At 39.8% G+C, this 21,312-nt stretch carries 22 protein-coding genes; 18 read left to right on the top strand and 4 right to left on the bottom strand.

Annotated elements, in window-relative coordinates:
* Window positions 1-208: 208 nt before the first annotated feature.
* The 5 genes from QE431_RS09810 (at window position 209) to chrA (ending at window position 5,395) form a co-directional block, all read left to right on the top strand.
* The gene (locus QE431_RS09810) at window positions 209-1,093 is read left to right on the top strand and encodes an FRG domain-containing protein (RefSeq protein ID WP_307295333.1); all 885 of its coding nucleotides are present in this window, start codon (window positions 209-211) and stop codon (window positions 1,091-1,093) included.
* Window positions 1,094-1,150: 57 nt separating this feature from the next.
* Window positions 1,151-2,635: a ComEC/Rec2 family competence protein gene (locus QE431_RS09805; RefSeq protein WP_307295332.1), complete on the top strand. Its 1,485-nt coding sequence runs from the start codon at window positions 1,151-1,153 to the stop codon at window positions 2,633-2,635.
* A 1,028-nt stretch (window positions 2,636-3,663) separates the two neighbouring features.
* Window positions 3,664-3,801 (top strand): hypothetical protein, encoded by a 138-nt coding sequence (locus tag QE431_RS09800; protein WP_307295330.1) that lies wholly within the window; start codon window positions 3,664-3,666, stop codon window positions 3,799-3,801.
* Window positions 3,802-3,839: 38 nt separating this feature from the next.
* Window positions 3,840-4,286 carry a DoxX family protein gene (locus QE431_RS09795; RefSeq protein WP_307295328.1) on the top strand — a complete coding sequence of 149 codons (447 nt, stop codon included), beginning with the start codon at window positions 3,840-3,842 and terminating at the stop codon, window positions 4,284-4,286.
* Window positions 4,265-5,395, top strand: a complete 1,131-nt coding sequence (chrA, locus tag QE431_RS09790) for a chromate efflux transporter (protein WP_307295326.1) — start codon at window positions 4,265-4,267, stop codon at window positions 5,393-5,395. Before QE431_RS09795 ends, chrA begins: the two co-directional genes overlap by 22 nt.
* 333 nt (window positions 5,396-5,728) lie before the next feature.
* Here the strand turns inward: chrA and QE431_RS09785 are convergent, their stop codons facing one another.
* Window positions 5,729-5,908: a hypothetical protein gene (locus QE431_RS09785; RefSeq protein WP_307295324.1), complete on the bottom strand. Its 180-nt coding sequence runs from the start codon at window positions 5,906-5,908 to the stop codon at window positions 5,729-5,731.
* 523 nt (window positions 5,909-6,431) lie between these two features.
* Here QE431_RS09785 and QE431_RS09780 point away from each other — a divergent pair.
* Window positions 6,432-7,241 (top strand): DUF4382 domain-containing protein, encoded by an 810-nt coding sequence (locus QE431_RS09780; RefSeq protein WP_307295322.1) that lies wholly within the window; start codon window positions 6,432-6,434, stop codon window positions 7,239-7,241.
* 309 nt (window positions 7,242-7,550) lie between these two features.
* On the opposite strand, the gene QE431_RS09775 is transcribed toward QE431_RS09780, so the two are convergent.
* Window positions 7,551-8,216, bottom strand: a complete 666-nt coding sequence (locus tag QE431_RS09775) for an IS6 family transposase (RefSeq protein ID WP_307295320.1) — start codon at window positions 8,214-8,216, stop codon at window positions 7,551-7,553.
* Window positions 8,217-8,409: 193 nt separating this feature from the next.
* Here QE431_RS09775 and QE431_RS09770 point away from each other — a divergent pair, with 193 nt between their 5' ends.
* The 3 genes from QE431_RS09770 (at window position 8,410) to QE431_RS09760 (ending at window position 11,460) form a co-directional block, all read left to right on the top strand.
* Window positions 8,410-9,201 carry a hypothetical protein gene (locus QE431_RS09770; protein ID WP_307295318.1) on the top strand — a complete coding sequence of 264 codons (792 nt, stop codon included), beginning with the start codon at window positions 8,410-8,412 and terminating at the stop codon, window positions 9,199-9,201.
* A 95-nt stretch (window positions 9,202-9,296) separates the two neighbouring features.
* On the top strand, window positions 9,297-10,340 hold the full coding sequence (locus QE431_RS09765; protein ID WP_307295317.1) for a hypothetical protein: 1,044 nt from the start codon (window positions 9,297-9,299) through the stop codon (window positions 10,338-10,340).
* A complete protein-coding gene (locus tag QE431_RS09760) occupies window positions 10,330-11,460 on the top strand; it encodes a hypothetical protein (protein WP_307295315.1) in 1,131 nt (376 codons plus the stop codon). The genes QE431_RS09765 and QE431_RS09760 overlap by 11 nt, the downstream gene beginning before the upstream one ends.
* A gap of 242 nt (window positions 11,461-11,702) precedes the next feature.
* Here QE431_RS09760 and QE431_RS09755 read toward each other — a convergent pair whose 3' ends face one another.
* The gene (locus QE431_RS09755) at window positions 11,703-12,152 is read right to left on the bottom strand and encodes a response regulator (RefSeq protein ID WP_307295314.1); all 450 of its coding nucleotides are present in this window, start codon (window positions 12,150-12,152) and stop codon (window positions 11,703-11,705) included.
* Window positions 12,153-12,721: 569 nt separating this feature from the next.
* Here QE431_RS09755 and QE431_RS09750 point away from each other — a divergent pair.
* The 3 genes from QE431_RS09750 (at window position 12,722) to QE431_RS09740 (ending at window position 16,463) form a co-directional block, all read left to right on the top strand.
* The gene (locus QE431_RS09750) at window positions 12,722-13,276 is read left to right on the top strand and encodes a TetR/AcrR family transcriptional regulator (RefSeq protein WP_307295313.1); all 555 of its coding nucleotides are present in this window, start codon (window positions 12,722-12,724) and stop codon (window positions 13,274-13,276) included.
* 38 nt (window positions 13,277-13,314) lie between these two features.
* The gene (locus tag QE431_RS09745; protein WP_307295311.1) at window positions 13,315-14,748 is read left to right on the top strand and encodes an MFS transporter; all 1,434 of its coding nucleotides are present in this window, start codon (window positions 13,315-13,317) and stop codon (window positions 14,746-14,748) included.
* An 812-nt stretch (window positions 14,749-15,560) separates the two neighbouring features.
* Window positions 15,561-16,463: a CorA family divalent cation transporter gene (locus tag QE431_RS09740; RefSeq protein WP_307295309.1), complete on the top strand. Its 903-nt coding sequence runs from the start codon at window positions 15,561-15,563 to the stop codon at window positions 16,461-16,463.
* 126 nt (window positions 16,464-16,589) lie between these two features.
* Here the strand turns inward: QE431_RS09740 and QE431_RS09735 are convergent, their stop codons facing one another.
* Window positions 16,590-17,042, bottom strand: a complete 453-nt coding sequence (locus tag QE431_RS09735) for a response regulator (protein WP_307295307.1) — start codon at window positions 17,040-17,042, stop codon at window positions 16,590-16,592.
* Between the two features lie 707 nt (window positions 17,043-17,749).
* Here QE431_RS09735 and QE431_RS09730 point away from each other — a divergent pair.
* The 6 genes from QE431_RS09730 (at window position 17,750) to QE431_RS09705 (ending at window position 21,068) form a co-directional block, all read left to right on the top strand.
* Window positions 17,750-17,968 (top strand): hypothetical protein, encoded by a 219-nt coding sequence (locus tag QE431_RS09730; RefSeq protein WP_307295305.1) that lies wholly within the window; start codon window positions 17,750-17,752, stop codon window positions 17,966-17,968.
* 37 nt (window positions 17,969-18,005) lie between these two features.
* Window positions 18,006-18,185 (top strand): DUF3606 domain-containing protein, encoded by a 180-nt coding sequence (locus tag QE431_RS09725; RefSeq protein WP_307295303.1) that lies wholly within the window; start codon window positions 18,006-18,008, stop codon window positions 18,183-18,185.
* Between the two features lie 143 nt (window positions 18,186-18,328).
* A complete protein-coding gene (gene ligD, locus QE431_RS09720) occupies window positions 18,329-20,263 on the top strand; it encodes a DNA ligase D (protein ID WP_307295301.1) in 1,935 nt (644 codons plus the stop codon).
* Complete coding sequence (locus QE431_RS09715; protein WP_307295299.1) at window positions 20,244-20,372, top strand: hypothetical protein; 129 nt, start codon at window positions 20,244-20,246, stop codon at window positions 20,370-20,372. Before ligD ends, QE431_RS09715 begins: the two co-directional genes overlap by 20 nt.
* 54 nt (window positions 20,373-20,426) lie before the next feature.
* Window positions 20,427-20,738: a hypothetical protein gene (locus QE431_RS09710; protein ID WP_307295297.1), complete on the top strand. Its 312-nt coding sequence runs from the start codon at window positions 20,427-20,429 to the stop codon at window positions 20,736-20,738.
* A gap of 102 nt (window positions 20,739-20,840) precedes the next feature.
* Window positions 20,841-21,068: a hypothetical protein gene (locus QE431_RS09705; RefSeq protein WP_307295296.1), complete on the top strand. Its 228-nt coding sequence runs from the start codon at window positions 20,841-20,843 to the stop codon at window positions 21,066-21,068.
* Window positions 21,069-21,312: the final 244 nt, after the last annotated feature.

The following is a 21,312-nucleotide window of genomic DNA, read 5'->3' as shown; positions in this document are numbered from 1 at the left end:
CCTTAGCACAACACCTGATTTAAAATCTGATAATCAGGTAATTATACTCATCATTATAAGAATCAATTTAGATAAATTTACTCCATTGTTTATTCGGCTGTAATCCTAAACCTAATAATCTAATTTTCAAACAATACAAGCTGCGTATCTAATCAAAACATTAAAAAAGTGGAAATTTTAAATTAATGCCAAAATACAGGAACACTCTATGACTTATCATCAGGCATCCGCCCATATTCAGGAAACTTACCTAAAACCTTTAGAAGCTTTTGAAATCAAAAACCTCAATGATATCAGCCGATTTCATGATACATTAATCGAGGTCAGAGGAAATATCAGGTTTAAAATGGGAATGGACGTAATGCCCCATTACAGGGGGGAGCAAAATTATGGCTGGGATATTCTTCCTGGTATATTCAGGCCTCCTTTTTCGGGAATAATGGATTTGAAAAAAGCTAGGGAAATTGAGAAAAAAGGCGCAGATCTATTTAAAGAAAAAGTAATTGAAAATTACGGTGAAAACCAACTCTTTAAACACAGCATAAAACCTTATGGCGAAATTTGGGATCTCTTGTTTCAGGCGCAGCATGCCGCTGTGAAAACAAACCTGATAGACCTATCGACATCAAGTGTTTCTTCCTCTTTTTTTATGTCCGAACCTGATCCCCACTTTGATGCTGTGGATGGACAGCTCTGGGGTATTATGGTGCCTTCCGAATTCATCTATAACGGATCTTCCGATTATGACAAACAGGTTTATCCCCAGTTCGATCCTTTTGCACTGAAAAAAGGTTTTGTCTGCAACATCCCGACCTATATTACCGACATTGACCAGCACACCTACCAATTCCGTCTCTTTCGCCAGCACGGAAGGCTCTTCGCCTCATCTGATGCAGACCTGCATATACCTATGAACCAAAAGGAATTCTGGAAAGATATGATGGTAAGAGTCAGGGTTCCGGCCATGGTCAAAAAAACAATTTTCAGGGAATTAATTGAAAGGGGAATCGATCGCAAAAGCATGATGCACATAGAAACCCCGCAGGCTGATAAAATGATAAATGATATTAATCAAGTACTTACCAGCATCTAAAGATAACATAAGAGCAATTCATAAGCAATCAATAATTCTAACTAACACCCAACAACAATGGATCAGAAAATTATCGACAACAAGCATGGATTTGCCATTTTTCCATCCGTGAAAATCATGAATTTTGTCACAGACGATGATGGCACCAAAAAACTAAAATGGGTCAAACACCTGATTTTCGGGGATTGGATCGGACTTAATCTGGGAGCGGACGGACAGCCGGTTTACGAAGTCCACAATAATATCCAGTACGTCAATGTCAGGGGCAGAAACTGCAGCGGACTGATAGAACCGCATGAAATACAGCCAAACAGGATACTTGAACTTAATTTTGTGGATGTAGGCCAAGGAGACGGCTGCCATGTAGTGACTCCCGAAAACAAACATTACATCATTGATGCAGGCGTATCCGACAATATGTTCCGTTATTTAAGATGGAGGTTTAATCTCAATAAAGCAGGCAATTTCCCGCCTCCGATGGACGTTGTAATTTCGCATTCTGACGAAGACCATTATGCCGGTTTCACAAAAATATTTGAACATACAAAAGAAGGCCGTAAAACTTTTAATATTAAAAAAGTGTACCACAATGGTATGGTTGAAAAAAGCGGCACCCATCCTTCCACCCTCGGCACACTGATTACCAGCCATAACAAATCTTATATCACCGATTTATGCCAGTCAGAGGCCGATTATCAGGCCAGGATAACCTCCCAGCCCCTCAAACATGGGCAGTATATCAAAATGCTGCAGAAAACCACAGCGGAAAAAATCGGTATCTGGGCAGGTCTTCCCGATCTGGATACCGACAGCACCAAAATGGAAATTTTAGGACCGGTAACACAAGACATATTCGGTAAAGCTGCACTGCCGGTATTTGACAGCAATAAGGGAAAAACTAAAAACGGGCATTCCGTTATATTAAAACTTACCGTAGGAAAAGTGAAAATGCTGCTTGGAGGGGATCTCAACGAACCCGCAGAAGATCATCTTATGAAACACTACACCGGAGCCGATCTGCCAGTACTTCGAAAAGGATTAAAATTACCTGATCCTGCGCAGAGACAAAATGCTGAAAATGCTATCCGTGCTGCAGTACTGCAGGCAAGGACAGTCTTTCAAACCGATATTGCCAAATCCTGCCACCACGGCTCTTCTGATTTTACCAGTGAATTTATGGACGCCTTGAATCCTATTGCCACCGTTATTTCAAGCGGAGATGAGGAACCGCATTGCCATCCCCGCCCGGATACTCTTGGAACCATTGGAAAATACAGCAGAGGGCTTCGATCACTCATTTTCTCGACCGAACTGGCCCGATCTACACCCGAGTTCTTAAAAAAGACACAAAACACTAACACAGCTGCTCCCATTACCAAAGAACGTCTGGTAACGGTTTATGGAATGATCAACATGCGAACCGACGGCGAGAAGATAATAATTGCCCAAAAACTGGAAGCCGCCGCAGACAGAGGTGCATGGGATATCCATGAAATTACTTGGAACAGTGTTCTTAATGAATTTGAATACCATTTTTTTTAAATACCTTAAAGGCACATTATTATTTATCACATTTAATTTAAGAAAAATAACCTCAGAAGCCCGTATGCTCAACTGCAGGCGGGCTTGTCTGTAGATACGTTTGGAAATTAAATTTACTTAATGGTGATAGTATCAAAAAGGTTTTCCTAGCTTACTTTTTAGAAGAAAAACAGCTAAATCGCATAAGCAGGTTATCACTTCTTGCCTACGCCTGCGAAGGTGGAGCTGCCTCTGTTTTTTGCCAAAAAAAGCTAAGGAGAATTTAAGCACAAAATCTTGCTTAACACTTTTTTTAGAAAATTAAAAAGTTAATAAAATCAAATCTGCCTGGTGTAGGCTCCAGTATATTAGAAAACATTTTTGGGTGGTAAAATATTAAAATAACATTTGAATTTAGGTGCAGAATCGGTGCGTCTAGTTTCAAGAAACACACTACAACACTGTTAAACAAATACTTAAAAACGTAAGTTCGAATGATTACTATCAGCATTAGTTTTTCAAATATTCGAATGTTTGTTTTGTAAAATTTAAATTGCCAGATTGTTGGTAAGAGAATTCTTTTAACATATTTAATTTTAAATATGAATTGTTTTTATCTTTTTAAGCTTACGGATAATTTTGCGATCGGTATATTTTATACTGTTTAGCGCTAAAATATGTAAGTAAAAATATTGAAATTCTTATCCAATATGCAAACCAGCCAGATAAAATTTCGTTTTTGCTTATGTAATTCATATACCAGAAGTCTACGTCATATGGAACGGGCTTTTTATTAATTGCTGGAAATTAATTTTTAAATTGCTTATATTTCCTTTGTTATCAAAAAAAAGCCTGGGCAGAATAAAAAATAAGCTTTCTCATGCATCTGCCGCTTTTTAGCCGGCAAAAATAAATATTCCAAGTCCTATAAACATCTAACCATGTTCAGCAGCAGTTTGTAAGTGATCTATATCACTTTTATTTAGTGGCCTGCATCATTCGCGTTTCAGCAGTAATTCTAGAATTTTGTATTTTATAACTCACTTATTATGACTAAAGAAAAAATAAGCATCGGAATTATTGGAACAGGAATGATATCCAACATAACTGCGCAGGCAATTATAAATACTCATGGTAAATCTAATGGTTCTTTGAATAAAAGAAGAATATATTTTTTAGCTTTATAAGCTGAAACTTCAATATGCGAAAATAAAGATCATTAATTATGAAATTTGAAAAAATAATCCGGACAGACGAATCCAAAACTACACTGCTGATCCGTCTGATGGTCGGTACGGTATTTCTTTCAGAAGGCATTCAAAAATTTTTATTTCCTGCGCTTCTTGGCGCAGGACGTTTTGAAAAAATAGGTTTGCCTGCACCTGAATTTTTGGGAAACCTTGTGGGAGGCTTTGAAATACTCTGCGGAATCCTTATTCTGATCGGACTCGCTACAAGATTAGCAAGCATTCCTCTTATAACTATAATGCTTATAGCAATCGCCGCTACCAAATACAAAATACTTATTAATAAAGGCTTTTGGGAAATGATGCACGAAAGCCGAACCGATTGGGCAATGCTTCTTGGAAATGGTTTTCTGCTTATTAAAGGCGCCGGGAGATGGTCTGCCGACAAAATCTTAACGGAAAAATGGAGCAGAAAGCAAATCTAAAAGAAATTTTTCAAGTGTTCATAAAGCTGGGCACTATTGGCTTTGGAGGTCCTGCAGCACATATTGCGATGATGCATCAGGAAGTGGTCATAAAACACAGATGGATGACCGAGCAGCATTTTCTGGATCTGATTGGAGCAACCAGCCTTATTCCCGGTCCCAATAGCACAGAGATGGCAATCCATATTGGTTATATTAAGGGAGGCTGGAGAGGACTGCTTATTGCAGGCTTCTGTTTTATCATGCCTGCAGTTTTTATTACTGGATTTTTTGCTTGGTTATACCGTAGTTATGGACAGCTCCCGCAAGTGCAGCCTTTCATTTACGGAATCAAACCGGCGATCATAGCCATAATTATTGGGGCGGTTTATCCCTTAGCCTTAAAATCTTTAAAATCTTTATTTTTAGATTTCATCGCGATAACTGTCCTGACTGCATCAATATTAGGAATTAATGAGATTTATCTGCTGTTTGGATCAGGTCTGCTTGCATTCGCTGTTTTTTATATTCAAAAAATGAGAGTAGGAGATCTGACAAGCTTTGCTCCTTTTGCTTTAATGGCTGTTCCTGAAACTTTTTTTTGGTCGGCAGTAAATTCCAAACTCTTTTTAACTTTTCTAAAAATAGGAGCTATTCTTTACGGGAGCGGATATGTTCTGTTTGCCTTCTTAGATACAGAACTCGTTGCAGAAGGCTTACTCACAAGACAGCAGCTTATAGATGCCATTGCAGTTGGCCAGTTTACGCCGGGTCCAGTATTTTCATCGGTAACTTTTATCGGCTATCAGATTAATGGCCTTTCAGGAGCAGTAATTTCAACAGTTGCAATTTTTCTGCCGTCATTTATTTTTGTAGTCCTGCTTAATCAAATGATGAAAAAATTGCGCACTTCAAAAGGACTTGCCGCATTTATGGATGCTGCTAATGTAGCTTCTATAGCACTTATTGCATCCGTATGCCTATCCATGGCCAGAGAGGCGATTACTGATTGGCGTACTATTGTAATTGCGGCGATCAGCTGCATTGCCATTTTTAAGCTTAAAAAATTAAACAGTGCTATGGTGGTTATCCTCGCCGCTCTTTTAGGCTATATTTTATCTTATCTGTAGCTGCAGATAATCAGAGGCAAAAAACTAGCTCGTGCGAAGCAGCATCTTAGTTAAACTGCTTATTTTTCTAATATTTAACCCTACACTGCTAAAAAATTTCTTTTTAAATTAAGCCGCTAACTTACAAATACAGTTAAAAGCAAGCCTTGATGTAAAGCAGCAAATCAAACAAAATACCAGGCTCCAAACTTTAATTCAACCCATAATTTTAGTCTGCTCCATTCCTTATTGTGCAGGCCTTTTATAGGTCTCTGCTGGGAATTGCAACTTCGGAGATGAAGGCCCAAACTATCTTCTTGCAATCCATCTGCCTTCTATAAGTAATGGTTGCTTCTAATTCTTTTTCTGCTGTCCTGGAGCATAGGCTTTAGCGCTTTTATCGCCCGTCATTTTTTTTGCCTGCCCTGGAGGTACCTTGCCTGATGTATGGATATGCGCACTGCAGCTGCTAATCATTAAAACAGCAATTGCAAACAGGACGCTCCCAAATATTTTATTTATTCGGCTTTGCATAAAAATACTTTTAAGAAGGTTATCAAACAAATATAGCCTTTTTTATAATAAGATATCAAAAGACAAAACTAAAGCTCTAAAAAACTTCAATTCCCATATACAACGTAACCGCCGCCGCTGCTTCTTTCCAAGCTAGAGGGGTAAATTTCAAATGTACCATGATCTGCTGGCAAAAGGACTCATAAGCTTTAATCCTGACGCTGGATTTCTAATCGTAAGTTAACTAACCGAAAAAAGTAAAAAAGTAAAAACCAAAAAAAATTTCTTTTTAACAATTTTATTCGATTTCAAAGCAATAGAAATCTACAATCTTATATAATTAACTTCCAAACATCAGCGAGCTGCCTCCTTTGCAATTCTAATTGCAGTGCCCAGCTGTTAAATATACTTTGACATTCAAATCCTTCTGCAAATAATCCTTTTTTCTTAAGATTCCATTAAGGCATGATAAAAAGGCATAATTAATATACTAAATAAATTCTGCGCTGCGTTATTACTTAACTAATTAATAAATAAAATAGTTATGAAAACAGCAAACCTCAAATTTAGAATTTTTCTTTTAGCTTCATTATCTGCGCTATTGCTGGCAAGCTGCAGCAACAGCGATGGCAGTGATAGTTCACAAACTTCAAAAGTAAGCGTGCGAATGACAGATGCACCGGGCGATTACGATCAGGTAAACGTTGAAGTATTGGACGTTAAAATTAAAAGCAATTCTGAAGCTGGCGAAGATGGCTGGGTTAGTATAGGAAATATTAAACCAGGAGTATATAATTTATTGGACTTAACCGGCGGTGTAAATGTGCTTTTGGCGGATAATGAAGTTCCATCTGGATATCTGGGCCAGATACGCTTAATTCTTGGAGATAAAAATACTGTTGTTAAAGACGGTGTAACTTATCCTTTAGTGACGCCAAGCGCGCAGCAATCAGGCTTAAAATTAAAAGTAAATCAAACTTTGACAGCTGGCGCAACGTATGATTTTTTACTGGATTTTGATGTAGAGCACTCCGTTGTGGTAGAAGCAGGTGGTTCTGGCAGTTTCAATCTGCATCCTGTAATCAGAATATCTACAACTGCTACATCTGGAATTATCAAGGGCATGGTAACACCTTTCAATTTACAGTCTTTAGTATCGGTTCAGGTTGGGGACACAACTGTTTCAGCTTATGCAGATGAATCAGGAGCGTTTCAGCTAAATGGTATCCCAGCAGGAACTTATTCTGTAACCATTACGCCAGATGCTAGCTCGCAATTGTCAGCTTTGGTTGTTCCAAATGTAGTGGTTGTCAATGGCCAGATTACTAATATGAATACCTTAACCCTAAAATAATAAAAGAGAAAAACAGCTAATACTTCTTGTTAGCTTAAGACAAAATGCGTCAATTGAAATCAATTGGCGCATTTTTTTCATTTATCTCATCAAATTTGACCCCTTCTCTGCCACAAAAGCTAATGCAAATTTTATAGCTGTTTTCGACTGTTTAAATTTAGGGTGCAAATACAGCCTATTTACCAGTTTATACCTCTTTTAAAAAAAGTCTAAGAGTGTCTTTTACAAATAATAAAATGTCCAAGAACATTTTGTAAGGTTCTGTCGCATCTGTCAAAATCAAATATAAGGATTTAAGTAATTTAAAATTTAGGCCGCCAATTTACAGAATGATTTAAACATAGTTATCCCTGGTCTAACCATCTGATTCTTCCTCAGCATATGCACAACTTCAATTCCGCTCAATGTTCGTCTGGCCGATTCAAAACTTTTAAAACCTAATCCGTTTTGTATGCGCCACTTGATAAAACGATGATCTTGTTCTACAATATTGTTGAGATATTTACATTGTCGGGTGTTAATCTTTGAGAACAAACGCTTGTTATAGACTTTGATAGCGGCAATATTAGAACCGCTTTTATCAATGTTTATTACTCTTGGCCTGTAGTTATTACTTATTGCTTTAATTAGAAATGACTGCGCGCTCATTATCTTCCTTTTCCTAGTCAAAAGAAAGTCTACCGTATTGCCTAATTTATCTACTGCTCGATATAAATAACACCAAATACCTTTTACTTTGATATAAGTCTCATCCAATCTCCAGCTTGTCCCCACTCTAACCTTTCTCTTCTTCATCTCCGACTCAAGCAAAGGTGTAAACTTATAAACCCAGCGCTGAATGGTAGCATGATCAACATGAACTCCTCGCATTTTCATGATCTCTTCAACATCCCGGTAACTAAGGGTAAATCTCAATTTAAAATACACTGCCTGAAGAATAATAATTTTTGGATAACTATGACCTTTTGTATTCACTTTTTTTTAGTTTTAAAATTCCAAAGATAAAACCTATTCACAAATGCGACAGAACCCAAAAATGCATCCTTAACTTTGTCTCCACTTTCTGTTAGCAGATCCACTTATTTTCTTTTTTAGTGGACACTAGTGTAATAATGTATATATTTATAGAATTGAAAACCCAAAAAATCTATCGATAACTAAAATACTTATGAGATTAAAACTGGTTGGTAAAAAAGAACTCACCTACATACTATTCCTTTGTATTACTGTGAATTATGCCCAAAATGGAACATTAAAAAAAAACAAAACCACACCGAGCACTAAATCCAAACTAGAGATATTAGCATCAATTGAAAAAGTCTGTCAAACCATAATAGACGATTATTACGTTAATCCAAATAGTATTACTTTAACTGAAAGCAATATTAGCAGCACTTCCACAGATAAAAATTTGCTTGAAGTATTCAATGATATTTCAGTTGAACTTCAAAAAAACAAAAATAGTACTACCGAAAATCTGGGATCGGAAACTAAAGTAAATAGTGAACCGTCATTTAACGAAGTGTATCCAAAGGAAAAATATGAAGCTTTGATAGCTCATGGCTCTGCTTTTGTCAAAAAATCTGAATTGCTTTCTCAATCGTTGCAAAAGAAAGCAACCGAATTTGACACTGCTGCTAAAGCAAATAATATTGAAGAAGTTAAAAAGGCTTACACTAAAATGGGATTGGCATTTCATGTTATGGGTACTAAGCTTGATAGCGCAATATTGGAATTGAGAAGAACACAACCGTCTATAGTTGAAACCTATACAAAAATAACGGCTGTTGGCAACGAAACAGATACTTTAAAAAAATTAGAAACTACCGTTGATGCCACAAGCAGTATGGTTGGAATCCTATATTATTTATCGGCTATTAAAAATTGCAATACTGTAGTCTCTAATATTCAAGAATATTTGGCACAATTATCTAAGGCTTCAGCTACCCAAAAAGGTTGATTTGTATGGCGGTCCATATAAATGTCTAATATTATTTTAAAGTCCAAATACATCAATAAGTTAACTAGCCAGATCGAATATAAATATTACTTAAAATGCATAAAATAAAAACCCTGCTACTATTTCTTTCCCTCTCGCTAAACTGCTTTTCACAGCTTAAAACCAATAATCAAAATGGAATTAATAAAGATCTGTATCGTTTAAATTTAAATGATTCGGTCAAATCAGTCGCTTATGGCCGTACCTTTTACAAAGAAGATCTCACAGCATATGAAATAGATGATATCACAGATATAGTAATATTACGCCAAAACTCATACGAATCATATGAATTTAATAAATATGGTTTGATATCAAAACATTTTCACGATTCATTAGTATATGACCAAAAAAACTTCCAAAATAATTTCAAATATGAATTGGATAAAAAGGAGTATCGAGTACCCGATTGGACGGGAATGGTTAATTTAAATATGCAAAATGTGAATAAAATTACATTTAAGAGGTTTAACTGTTTTAAATATTCAGACTCGGATTTTGCGTATAAATATAATTTCGACAAAAACGGTAAAATAACTGCTGAAAAAGAATATTTTGTAGACAAAGATGATTCTAATAAGATAATTGAAACTAAGCTATACCAAACCAAAAAATACATTTATGATCTAAAAGGCAATTTGGTACAGCAGCGTTTATTTTATGAAGGACCATACAAGGAAAATAATTATACTACGGAGAAAGATGGGGCGCATGAAAAATGGATGTATGAATATGATGTTAAAAATCGCTTAATTAAAGTAACTGAAATGTATGCTGCAGAATCTCAGGAAGTTCAAGAGCCACGTATAGAACTGAAATACAAATATCATCCTACCGAAAATTACGTTACTGAGGTTGAAATATTTTACGAGGCTGGTTTTGGTAATAAATATAAAAAAGCTAAATTTTATTATAACAAAAATGCGGATATCATAGCGTGTGAATATATAAATGATAATTTACAAAAACAAGAAAAAGTCTTTTATGAATATGAGTATGATAGTCATAACAACTGGATAAAATGTAAACTTAGATACAATTCCATGCAGGACGAGGTGATTAAAAGTATAAAAAGAAAAATTTCATATTATGGGAATTAAATTGGATGTTAAAAAAGTTTTTGCTGTTTTTGCATTGATATACTGTAGCCTTTGCACTGCTCAGGAAAACAAATTAAAAGTAAACAGATCATTAAATTTAAACGGTCCTGTTAAGACCGTAAATACATTTTATTCCTTTTACAAACAAAACATTACACCACTAGTAAAATACCGTGTTTTATTTGAAAATGATATTGCTAATGATGATTCTTACGAATTTAATAAAGAGGGACTTCCTATACAAAAAGCAATTACTCTTAGAACCAAAGGTTATGAAGATCGTCCGGTGGGAAAATTATATAAATATGAATATGATGAGAAAGACTATATTTTAAAGAAAGATTTGCTGCCTTACCTAAGCATTTCAAAACCATTATCCATTGATTTGGATTTACAAATCCAGATAAATTTTGCTATTGAAAATAGATTTAAAATTGACCAAGATTATAAAATAGCCAAACTAGACAGCGCAAATATAGTATTAAATCAATATCAAGATCGATATAGAGATCTAAGGCAGTTTCAATATCAATATAAAACTGAAGGAAATAAAATTATTGAAGAAAAGATTTATTATAAAGCTGAACCTGAACAAAAAGTATTTAAATCACCTTCTGAAAACGAACTACTGTTAGTAAAGACATTTAAATACGATTCGAAAGGAAACCTAACAGAATGTAATTTTGATTCAAAAAACACAAGCCCGTATCGCGACACTAATTCAGACAATAAATTTCATTATGCTTGTGACACTAAATTTAAATGTCACTACGACGACAAAAGCAAAATCGCCAAGATAACTTGGAGTAACTATTTAGGAACATCCCTTACTGCAATTTATACTTATGACTCTAGCAATACTTATGTTCAAAAAATACATATTACAGGTCAACAAACTTATCCCTACCCAAGTGATGATCTGGTTTTCAACTATAATGAAAATAACGATTTAGTGGAAGTCAATTTTATTAATGAAGATGAAATAAATCAGCCAGCAAACAGATATTATGAATATGAATACGATAATCATAAAAACTGGATTAAGTGTAAGATGTATTTAGAAGGGAATAAAAATGAAGTAACAGCTACAATGGAGCGAAAGATTCAATATTTTAAGTAGCAGATTGTTGAAAATCTGAAACTGGAGTTGATACCTTTTTTGCGACTAAAAGCTTAGGCAGTATCTATCGGATGTAGTAAAAAATGAAGATATATAGCCTAAAAATTTCTGACTGGCGGCTAACTTTATTCCCGCTAAATTAAACGGCATGAAAAATACTAGGAGAACCTTTACTTTAGGCTTAAATTAAACAGCCCGCATCTGAGCTGCGGGGGCTGTCTTGTGTAAGGATCCCAGCCTTTTCAGGTAAGAATGAAACCTTTCTTATCTCTTGTAAATGCGCTCCAGTCGATCATAAAAACAGCCCTAAGCAGCTTTTTAAGCTCCTGAAACGTGGCGGGCTTCACGGCATAGAGATCAGCCCCCAGCGCGTAAGAAAGCTCAATGTTTTCAGGATTCCTGCTTGTGGAGAGCATAATTACCTTAAGCCCGCCAAAAGGCCCCTCTGCGCCTTTTATCTCCCTTAGGCATTCAAACCCGTTTTTTCCAGGCATGTTGATATCTAAAAACAGCAGCTCAGGCATCTGCGCCCCGCTCCCCGAAAGGCACTGCAGAAGCTGCCCTCCGTCGGCGGCCTGCCCAACTCTAATGTGCAGATCAAGCTCATCCACTGCATCGAGAAAGAGCAGCCTGTCATCCTCGTCGTCATCGGCATGGAAAATAAACTTATGGAAATTCTGGAGCTGAGACATCGTTTTCAAATTTAGGGCAGTTCAAGGCAGGGCAAATGAATCTGCAAAAGTTATATTAAAAAAATAATACAATCCTCTGTAATAGATAAACGATAGAAATATGTCCGCGTGCGGCTGGTGAAATGCAAATATAGGGCTAATTTTTCAGAAAATTGCTGCAAATGATGCAAATCTGCAGAGCCTGCCACAATCCAGCGTGCGGCGTCTTCGAAGGCACAGTCTAACCTGCAGGCCTGGTGCGGCGAAAATTATATTTCCCTGCCATAGTCTGCTTCTATGCCGCAAAACTTTCTTCCAATATTTTAGCCCCGATAAAAGCGAAAATCCTTCGGCGCCGGTCCTGAGGCTTCGGGAGGAGCAGAAGATTGCTTCGCCAGTTCGTTTTCGCTCGGGTGCAGCGGATAGCGGGAAGAAGCTCCAAAAAAAACATAGACGAAAGCCTGTAAAAAGATCTCAATCCCTACACTTCTCCTGTCAGCCCGCTACTAAGCCAGCTGTATCGTCCAGCCGCAGTAAAAAAAAATAGATAGTTCTATCTATTTTTATCTTACTTTTGAAAAAAAATGAAGATGAAAAAAAACAGTGTACAACAGCGAATCTTAGACACGGCTTCGGTCTTGTTTTACAATCAGGGTTTCAATAACACAGGAATCAACCAGATTATTGCCGATGCCAATATTGCAATAGGCTCCTTATACAAACATTATAAATCTAAAAACGATTTATTGTACTGTTACCTGGAGATGCAGGAGAGAGTCTTCTTCTCCAATCTTGATCTGTATTTAAAAGACATGAAAGATCCAAAAGAAAAAATATTAAAAGTAATTGATTACCGTATCGCTCTGCAGGAAGATTCCAATTTTTCAGGCTGTCATTTTATAAAAATAAACGCAGAGCTGGGAAGAAAAAATGGGCGTGTAAATGAACTGGCCGCCCTTCATAAGGAAAAACAGAGAGCCTATCTATTTACGATTATAGAGCAGACCGGTAAAGGACCTTATCAAACTGCTGCCTTAGCAAGTACCATTTTTCTACTTCTGGAAGGTGCTGTTGTATCAGCGGCCATACAGGGCAACACCAAAGACCTGCAGGCCCTGAAAGAGATTATACCGCAACTAATTTAATTTTTTTAATTAAAAATAGATAGACCTTTCTATATATTATGACATTATATACAAAAAAATGGACAGCACTGGCTGTCCTTTTATCGGCACATTTACTTACAATTGTTGACATTTTCATTATCAATGTCGCGATCCCATCCATACAGCGCGGCATTCGTGCTGCAGACAGTGAAATACAGCTGATTGTTTCCATATACATGATAGGACTTGCATCCTTCCTGATTATTGCAGGAAAAGCCGGGGATCATTACGGAAGAAAAAAAGTATTCTTACTGGGGATATTTCTTTTTATGCTTAGTTCCATTGGCTGCTGTTTTGCAGCAAAACCAGGAATTTTAATGCTGATGCGGTTTTTACAAGGAATAAGTGCCGCTTTAATGTCACCGCAGGTATTGTCCTTTATCCAGGTTCTTTTTACACATCATACCGATAGGACTTACGCCATAGGCCTCTATGGAATTACTATCGGATTGGGAACTACGCTTGGACAGTTTCTCGGGGGATACCTGGTCGGGCTCGAACCAGTCGTTGTGCAGCAGTCCTGGCAGTATATTTTTATGGTGAATGTTCCCATCTGCATAGCAGCAATAGTAATGGGCAGCGCGTACCTGCCAGAGTCAAAGGACACCTCTTCTCGGGGGATGGATTATACCGGTGCGGGCCTTCTCTGCTCGGGCCTTGTATGCCTGATCTTTTCGGTAACCATTGGGCGAGACCTGGGCGCGGCCTATTGTCTGGTTTCACTACTGTTTTCATTGATCATACTTACAGCATTTGTCATAAATCAAAGGCATAAAAACAGGAAAAGCAAAACAGCTTTACTAAATACTGCGCTCTTCAAATATAAAAATTTTAATATGGCACTGGCCGCCGTGGCCCTTTTTATGCTGATGCTTGACTCCTATTTTTTCATACTTACTTTATTCTTACAAAAAGCATTACTGCTGCCGCCCCTGCAGGCCGGATATTTTGTAGCAGCTCAGGGACTGGGTTTTCTCTCAGCCTCACTGTTTACCGCTAAATTGCTTCTGCGATATGGCAGGGCGGTTTTAATTATTGGTGTCATAATGATTATTGGGGCTTTAATATTACAATTATTCACTTTTAACCATAGCGGATTATCATTTATACGATTAACGATAATGGTACTGCATGGCTGCGGTGTTGCGCTGGTTTTACCCTCCCTTGCCGGTATCGCCATCAGCGGGTTAACTGGAAACCTGGCCGGCAGCGCATCAGGGCTTTATACTACAGTACAACAGCTTTTTGGAGCTTTTGGAATTGCCCTCACAGGTGCTGTATTCTATCATATTGTTAAAGGCGGTGATAATTTCGGATCTTATTACAGTGCATTTTTATACGGGATAGCTATTAATATCATCTGCCTGATCGGGGTTCTTTTAATACTTGTCTTACTGCCCAAATCATCACTTCCTAATGGATTTCTAAAGAATAAAAATTTAAAAAAATAGACCGTCAGCCCAAAAAGAACTGCTTAAAATAATGTATACAATTTATAAACGCAAAGCGAGAACTTTGGATTTATTGTTTTTAATCCCTCTTTCGTTTACTATCCAGCTTTGCATAACATAAAAAATTACATGTCATCACTCCTAATCAGGCGCCTACCATGGCTCATAGGCGCCGAACGCTTTCGGATACAGCGTAACCAGACCATCTTGGCCGGCAGATCAGAAACCTTTCGCGCTGTTATATGCTCATAATCCTGTAAAATCAAGCTGGTTATTCTGTAATAAAGCAGCATGCTTAATTTATAATTTTATGACAATTTAAAAAACAATAATCATGGATCTAAAACAGACTGCACAACTCCCAATTCGGGCGAGAAGAGCAGATAACAAATCAGCAGCCCGTACGATTCAGAAAGCTGGACAATAAATCAGACAGCGGATCAAAAGACATATCCGCAGCACATTGAAAAGGACCTGAAAAATAATGCCCCCGTCTGAAGGCTTGAAGACAGATATTGACAGTCGGGAGAGCATTTAATTCTAAACCATTTAACCGGACCAGAAAATGGCCGGCAATGAGTTTGAGGCTGGGCAGCAAAGCTGCGAGCAGATTAAAAACAATGAACTGGGCGGTGATGCAAAAAGGACAGGTCCGCAGCGGCTAATCGGCCGGGGTATATTTAATACATCCAGATTTTGATCTAAAATAAAAAATAGTCAATGACAACGCTTTTTTCAATAACAGCAGCTGTTAACCCATCGGCTAACTGCATCAGTATAAAAGAAATAGCTTTAACTTTAAATTCCAGCCCATGGCTCTTAAAACATGCCGGATTGAAAATACCGATATTACCTGGATTGACCTTGCCGACCCGAGCCAGGAGGAAGTGCACAGTGTCAGCAGCGAATATAATCTGAATTCCTATACCCTTTTGGATTCACTGGACCCAGACCACCTGCCCAAATATGAGGAGCATAACGACACACACTTTCTGATCATAAGGCTGCTGCACGATGAGAAACAGAAAATGCCGTCCATACAGTCCCTCAGCAGTAAAATCGCCGTCTTTTTCACTGATACTTTTATCATTACCCTGCACCGGTCTTCCCTGCCTTTAATTGAGGAAGTACGCGGGAATTATGTGGACAGCGGTAAAATAAAAACTGCCGCTGGTGTTGCCATCCAGATCGTTACCGATGCACTGCGTACTTTTGAGGGGCCTGCGATTGATCTTTCAAATGCAATAGATTATTACGAATCAAAACTTTTTCTGAGCAAAAATATTGCCCCAGACATGATTGAAGGGATTTATTATCTCAAAAATAAGGCCGGCCTGTATAAAAAACTGCTGCTGCTGAGCAATGAAGTGGTGAGTTCCATACATGCCCTGGGAGAAGAGCGTCCAGCGCTCCGTGATGCAAGGGATCTTCACACCAAGCTGGTGCTGCTTTATGACCAGGTGCTGGATGATGCCCATAACCTTCTTAATATCTACCTTTCGCTTTCTGCCCAGAAAACAAATGATGTTATGAAACTGCTGACGATCTTCTCGGTATTTTTCATGCCCCTTACTTTTATTGTCGGAGTATACGGAATGAACTTCAAATACATGCCCGAACTCCGCTCGCCTCTCGGCTATCCCCTGACCCTTTTGATCATGCTGGTGATCTGCTTTGTTATCTTTTTCTGGTTCAAAAGAAAAAAATGGCTTTGAGAGATCAAATTTTGATCTTCGGCCCTGGCAGTAAACCAGTAGGCAGAGCACATCTTAGATCTAAAAATAAAAACGCTGTTACCCCAAAATAATGGCTAAGGAAAAACGTTAAGCAGCGGTGCTTGTCTAAAGTAAAAGAAATTTTTTATTTTCCTTAACAGCGCCGGCAAGATCCGCAGCAAGAATTTCCTCAAGTACTGATTTTAGTTTCTCAAAAGAACTGGGCTTGACCGCGTAAAATGAAGCCCCTTCCGCCATTGCACGCGCGATATTTTCAGGATGGCTGCTCGTTGAATGGATCACCACTGTAAGACCCTTTAGCTTTTCATGCTTTCTTATTTCTTCCAGGCATTCAAAACCAGACTTTCGCGGCATGTTTATATCAAGAAAAACAAAATCAGGAAGAGCTGCCATGTCAAGCGCAAGCAGGTCCTCCATTAAATACATCCCGTCGGGGAAACCCTTGAGAATTACACCCGGATCAGCTTCTGCCATGGCATCGGCAAAGAAATCCCTGTCATCACTATCATCATCGGCTAAATAAACATATCTCTGTATATTATAGTTATCAGCAGCCATAATCAAAAAAATTTAATTAAACGGAAAAGAATCTGCAACAGCAAATGGTATTTCTAATTTACCGCTCCGATAAATTAAGACTGCGCAATAAATTCCACAGCCGGATCAAGGAAGGCAAAGATAAATCATAATTAGGAAAAAACATATTAAAAAATAATCTTTCTGCATTTTTAACAATGTGCTACTGGTGTCAATTTTTCAATATGTAAGCCCGGGCCCGATCAAAAAAATGTTCACAGAATTTTGCTATAATTGGAACAAAAATACATTTGAAACATGCCAAAATATCTAATAATTCTGCCGCATAGAAAATGAGAAGATTATGCCGCGGCCTATTGTCTATATAGTAGGAACACGTTTTTTCTCGTCCTGCGCAAGCTGGACAGTCCAGAGGCTTAACATGACCAGGCGTCTTTTTATTTGACTCTTTTGGCTTCCAGTGGCAGTTCTGCAAAACAATACAGACTCTCATCTAGCCCCAGCCCCGACTGCTTCGCCAGTTTGCTGCGCTCGTGTGAAGTTGAAATCCTATGCGAAAGGGGTTTCCAGCGCATACATTGAAACGTATAGCGGGAAATAGCTCTTAAAATCCAAGGAATCCACCCACCGCCCAGATGAAAATTAAATAACCCGCGGCCGTTTTTCTGTAAGCTTAAATCCTGATAACCTGCTAATTTTAGGCATACTAATTATTAAAAACAAAAACCATGGAAAACACACATAACTTCAACCACAAGGTACTCCAGAAGTGCCCGTACCACCAGATGCTTAGCGCGCAGTATATTGAGAAGACCAAGCACGAAAACACCGGCGACTGGGGCGAGATCGATGAGACAGACGAGGCCGGCACTGACCCAGACCGCAATGAAAAAAACGGCAGTGATAACCCGTCAAATGCCGGTTCAGGCAGAAAAACCAACACTTGACCCGATAAAAAAAATTAGGAATTCAAAATCAATTATCATGAGCGACGATCTAAAAAACAAAGGGGCTCAGGACCGCTCCCGCATCAATATGAACGAAGACCACGAGGTTGCCTACTGGACAGAGAAATTCAATGTGAGCAGAGAAGAGCTCCAAAGAGCGGTGGACCAGGCCGGCAGTTCAGCGGATGCCGTGGCGCAGGTGCTGCGCTCAAAATAGCGGCAGGTAAATAAAAGAACCCAATCCCCGGCATCCCTTGTATGCATCGGGGATTTTTTCCATGCTCTAAACCAGCCGGAATATTTAACAGAACCGCAGCAGCGCTTTAAGCAGGGGCACTGCTGCATTTAAAAACAGCAGCAATGGCAAAGAAAAAAGATAATGAGAACCAGCACATCGATGCGCTCCTAAAAGCAGGTACGCCAGGCAGAATCCCCGAACGGATCAAACCCATGCTGGCGGTGCTGGTTGATGCGCCCTTTGACGACCCGCAGTGGGGCTTTGAGGTAAAATGGGACGGCTACCGCTCCCTGGCCTATATCCATAAAGGGAATGTATCTCTTGCCTCAAGGAACAACAAATCTTTCACAGAAAAATACTATCCTATTACAGAAGCCCTGCAGGGGTGGAAGAATGATGCGGTGCTCGACGGGGAGGTACTGGTTTTGAAAGATGACGGAAAGGCGGATTTCAGCGCCCTTCAGAACTGGCGCAGCGAATCGGACGGCCATCTGGTGTACTATGTATTTGACATCCTGTGGTACAGCGGTGTAAACCTAATGGAACTGCCCCTGGAAGACCGTCAGATGATCCTGAAGAGGATACTGCCAAAAAACGATGACCCCATACGCCTGAGCCAGAGCTTTGAAGGGGGAATAGACTTTTTTGAAACGGCTTCCAGAATGGGCCTTGAAGGGATCATGGCCAAAAGAAAGGATTCCCTTTACATCCCTGACAGCAGAAACAGACAGTGGCTGAAGATAAAAACCAAGAAGCGTCAGGAAGTGGTTATTGCAGGCTATACCCGAAACGACGACTCCTCCAAGCTGTTCAGCTCACTGCTTCTGGGTTTTTACCAGGACCGAGAGCTCCAGTACGCAGGCAAGGTAGGCACGGGCTTTACCGATAAGATGCAGCGTGAGATGATGGAGCAGTTCGCGCCCCTTGTCACCAAGACCATCCCATTTGCATCAGAGCCCGATATCAACAAACCCTCACGCTTCCGCCCCAATCCCCCGCATGCCCAGGCGGTCTGGCTCAGACCCGAGCTTGTCTGTGAGGTCAGCTATGCCGAGATCACCCAGGACGGGGTTTTCCGCCACCCTTCCTTTGAAGGGATGCGAAGCGATAAGAAAGCCTCAGACGTCACCCTGGAGAAAGAGGCAGCATCCAGCGCAGTTTTAAAGGACAATGATGCCGAAACGAAGGCATCCAGTACCTCACCCCTTACCGCCCCAAAAGCAGGCGGTCCTAAGACACTGTTAAACCCGACTGAAGAGACCCAGACCAAAAAAATCAAGGGGCAGAACCTGACCTTTTCGCACCTGAGCAAAGTATACTGGCCGGAAAGCGGGTATACCAAACGCGACATGTTCAATTATTACTACAAGGCGGCGGAATTCATCCTGCCGTACCTGAAAGACCGCCCCTTATCGCTGAACCGTTTTCCAGGGGGCATCAACGGCAAGAGTTTCTACCAGAAAGACGTAAGGGGAAAAGCGCCTGAGTGGGCGCAGACTTTCCCCTACACGACTAGTGATGGGGAACACAAAGAATTCCTTGTAGGTGGAGATGAGAAAACCCTTCTGTATATGGCATCCCTTGGCTGCATTGAGATGAACCCATGGTTCAGCCGCGTCCAGCATCCCGATAACCCGGATTACTGCGTGATTGACCTTGACCCGGACCAGAACACTTTTGAGCAGGTTATCAAGGCGGCCTGCGAGGTAAAAAACATCCTTGACGCGCTGGATATCACAGGATACGTGAAGACCTCCGGCTCCACCGGCATCCATATCTACATTCCCCTTGGCGCTAAATACAGCTATAACCAGTCCCAGATGTTCGGAAAGCTCATCGTATCGATCATACACGAGCAGCTGTCTGATTTCACAAGCCTTGAGCGCCAGATCAAAAACCGCGGCGGGAAGATGTACTTGGACTTCCTTCAGAACCGTCCCGGGGCCACAATCGCCTGCCCTTATTCGCTGCGTCCCAAACCCGGTGCCACGGTCTCCACGCCCCTGCATTGGGAGGAGGTCAGGAAAAGGGCTGGCCATGAAAGATTTCACCATTGAGAACTCCATAGCGCGAATGCGCTCGGAAGGGGATATTTTTAAAGGGTCCCTGCAAAAGGGCATTGACATGAAAAAAGCGGTGGCAAAAGCCCAGATCCTCTTTTTTTAAAGAGCTGTTCCTTACAGCTATCAGTTAGAACATTTATAAACCAAAACAGCAGTTATGACCACAAGCTATTTCCTTACCGGCTCTTTTGATGGCCTGGACAATGATTTTGAAATCATCATCACCATTCCCGATAAATCTGCAAAAGGCTCATCGGCACTCTACGGCATGATCTTTACAGATCTTGCTGACAGCAAAGCCCCGCCCTGGCAGACCTCGCAGGGGGATTTACAGCTGTGCCTGCAGGCACTGGACGGGTTTCTTTCTGAAAACCGCATCACCCTCTACAGCAAGATACTCTCCAGCCCGGAGCGCAGCGCTGAAGTGGATAAGGAGCTGGAAGGGTTTATACTTGGCGGACTGGAATAAACGCCTTATTACTGAGAAATGCCGCAAGGCAAGGCACAAATACACTTAAATTAAAACCGCTTTAACCCAGAGCCCCTGCGGGGGCCGTTAAACTTTACTATTATGTTAGATTCAATTCAAAAATTCGAAGACGAACTAGGCGCATTTCTGGAATTCGCCTATAACAGCTCAAAGGCGCCCGACAGCGCGCAGCGCTTCAACGATACGGAAAAGGCGGCTTTTGATTTTATGGACAGGTATCTGCTGAACTCCGAAGATCTGATTGCCGGTGACCTGGAAGGCCCTGCTCAGAGAATCCTGGAAAGCTTCCTGCAGTCAAAAATTAGGTGACGGTTCTATTTGGAGTTTTTTACTATTGCAAGCTGCATAAATATGTAAAACGCCTCTGCTCAATCAGACCGGCATTCGCATGCGCTTTCTCTTAATCTGATGCGGCCATCAGCAGCGGCAAATGTACAGTTCCTTACAGCACCCACACTTAAAAACTGAAAGTCTCTGCAGCCGGACGATTATTTTCATAGAATTTTCTACTTATATACCTTGAAAATACGATTTATTATCCAGGGCCCGCCTC

The organism is Flavobacterium sp. SORGH_AS_0622, from assembly GCF_030818825.1.
Taxonomy (GTDB): domain Bacteria; phylum Bacteroidota; class Bacteroidia; order Flavobacteriales; family Flavobacteriaceae; genus Flavobacterium.
This window is presented reverse-complemented; position numbering and strand designations above follow the sequence as displayed.

Bases quoted from the DNA above. Each gene is read 5' to 3' on its own strand.
- QE431_RS09725 (WP_307295303.1), top strand. From the start codon at position 18,006: ATGAGCGACGATCTAAAAAACAAAGGGGCTCAGGACCGCTCCCGCATC.
- QE431_RS09785 (WP_307295324.1), bottom strand. From the start codon at position 5,908: ATGCAAAGCCGAATAAATAAAATATTTGGGAGCGTCCTGTTTGCAATT.
- QE431_RS09765 (WP_307295317.1), top strand. From the start codon at position 9,297: ATGCATAAAATAAAAACCCTGCTACTATTTCTTTCCCTCTCGCTAAAC.
- QE431_RS09800 (WP_307295330.1), top strand. From the start codon at position 3,664: ATGACTAAAGAAAAAATAAGCATCGGAATTATTGGAACAGGAATGATA.
- QE431_RS09710 (WP_307295297.1), top strand. From the start codon at position 20,427: ATGACCACAAGCTATTTCCTTACCGGCTCTTTTGATGGCCTGGACAAT.
- QE431_RS09810 (WP_307295333.1), top strand. From the start codon at position 209: ATGACTTATCATCAGGCATCCGCCCATATTCAGGAAACTTACCTAAAA.
- QE431_RS09740 (WP_307295309.1), top strand. From the start codon at position 15,561: ATGGCTCTTAAAACATGCCGGATTGAAAATACCGATATTACCTGGATT.
- QE431_RS09795 (WP_307295328.1), top strand. From the start codon at position 3,840: ATGAAATTTGAAAAAATAATCCGGACAGACGAATCCAAAACTACACTG.
- QE431_RS09770 (WP_307295318.1), top strand. From the start codon at position 8,410: ATGAGATTAAAACTGGTTGGTAAAAAAGAACTCACCTACATACTATTC.
- ligD (WP_307295301.1), top strand. From the start codon at position 18,329: ATGGCAAAGAAAAAAGATAATGAGAACCAGCACATCGATGCGCTCCTA.
- chrA (WP_307295326.1), top strand. From the start codon at position 4,265: ATGGAGCAGAAAGCAAATCTAAAAGAAATTTTTCAAGTGTTCATAAAG.
- QE431_RS09755 (WP_307295314.1), bottom strand. From the start codon at position 12,152: ATGTCTCAGCTCCAGAATTTCCATAAGTTTATTTTCCATGCCGATGAC.
- QE431_RS09705 (WP_307295296.1), top strand. From the start codon at position 20,841: ATGTTAGATTCAATTCAAAAATTCGAAGACGAACTAGGCGCATTTCTG.
- QE431_RS09730 (WP_307295305.1), top strand. From the start codon at position 17,750: ATGGAAAACACACATAACTTCAACCACAAGGTACTCCAGAAGTGCCCG.
- QE431_RS09745 (WP_307295311.1), top strand. From the start codon at position 13,315: ATGACATTATATACAAAAAAATGGACAGCACTGGCTGTCCTTTTATCG.
- QE431_RS09750 (WP_307295313.1), top strand. From the start codon at position 12,722: ATGAAAAAAAACAGTGTACAACAGCGAATCTTAGACACGGCTTCGGTC.
- QE431_RS09805 (WP_307295332.1), top strand. From the start codon at position 1,151: ATGGATCAGAAAATTATCGACAACAAGCATGGATTTGCCATTTTTCCA.
- QE431_RS09760 (WP_307295315.1), top strand. From the start codon at position 10,330: ATGGGAATTAAATTGGATGTTAAAAAAGTTTTTGCTGTTTTTGCATTG.
- QE431_RS09715 (WP_307295299.1), top strand. From the start codon at position 20,244: ATGAAAGATTTCACCATTGAGAACTCCATAGCGCGAATGCGCTCGGAA.
- QE431_RS09780 (WP_307295322.1), top strand. From the start codon at position 6,432: ATGAAAACAGCAAACCTCAAATTTAGAATTTTTCTTTTAGCTTCATTA.
- QE431_RS09735 (WP_307295307.1), bottom strand. From the start codon at position 17,042: ATGGCTGCTGATAACTATAATATACAGAGATATGTTTATTTAGCCGAT.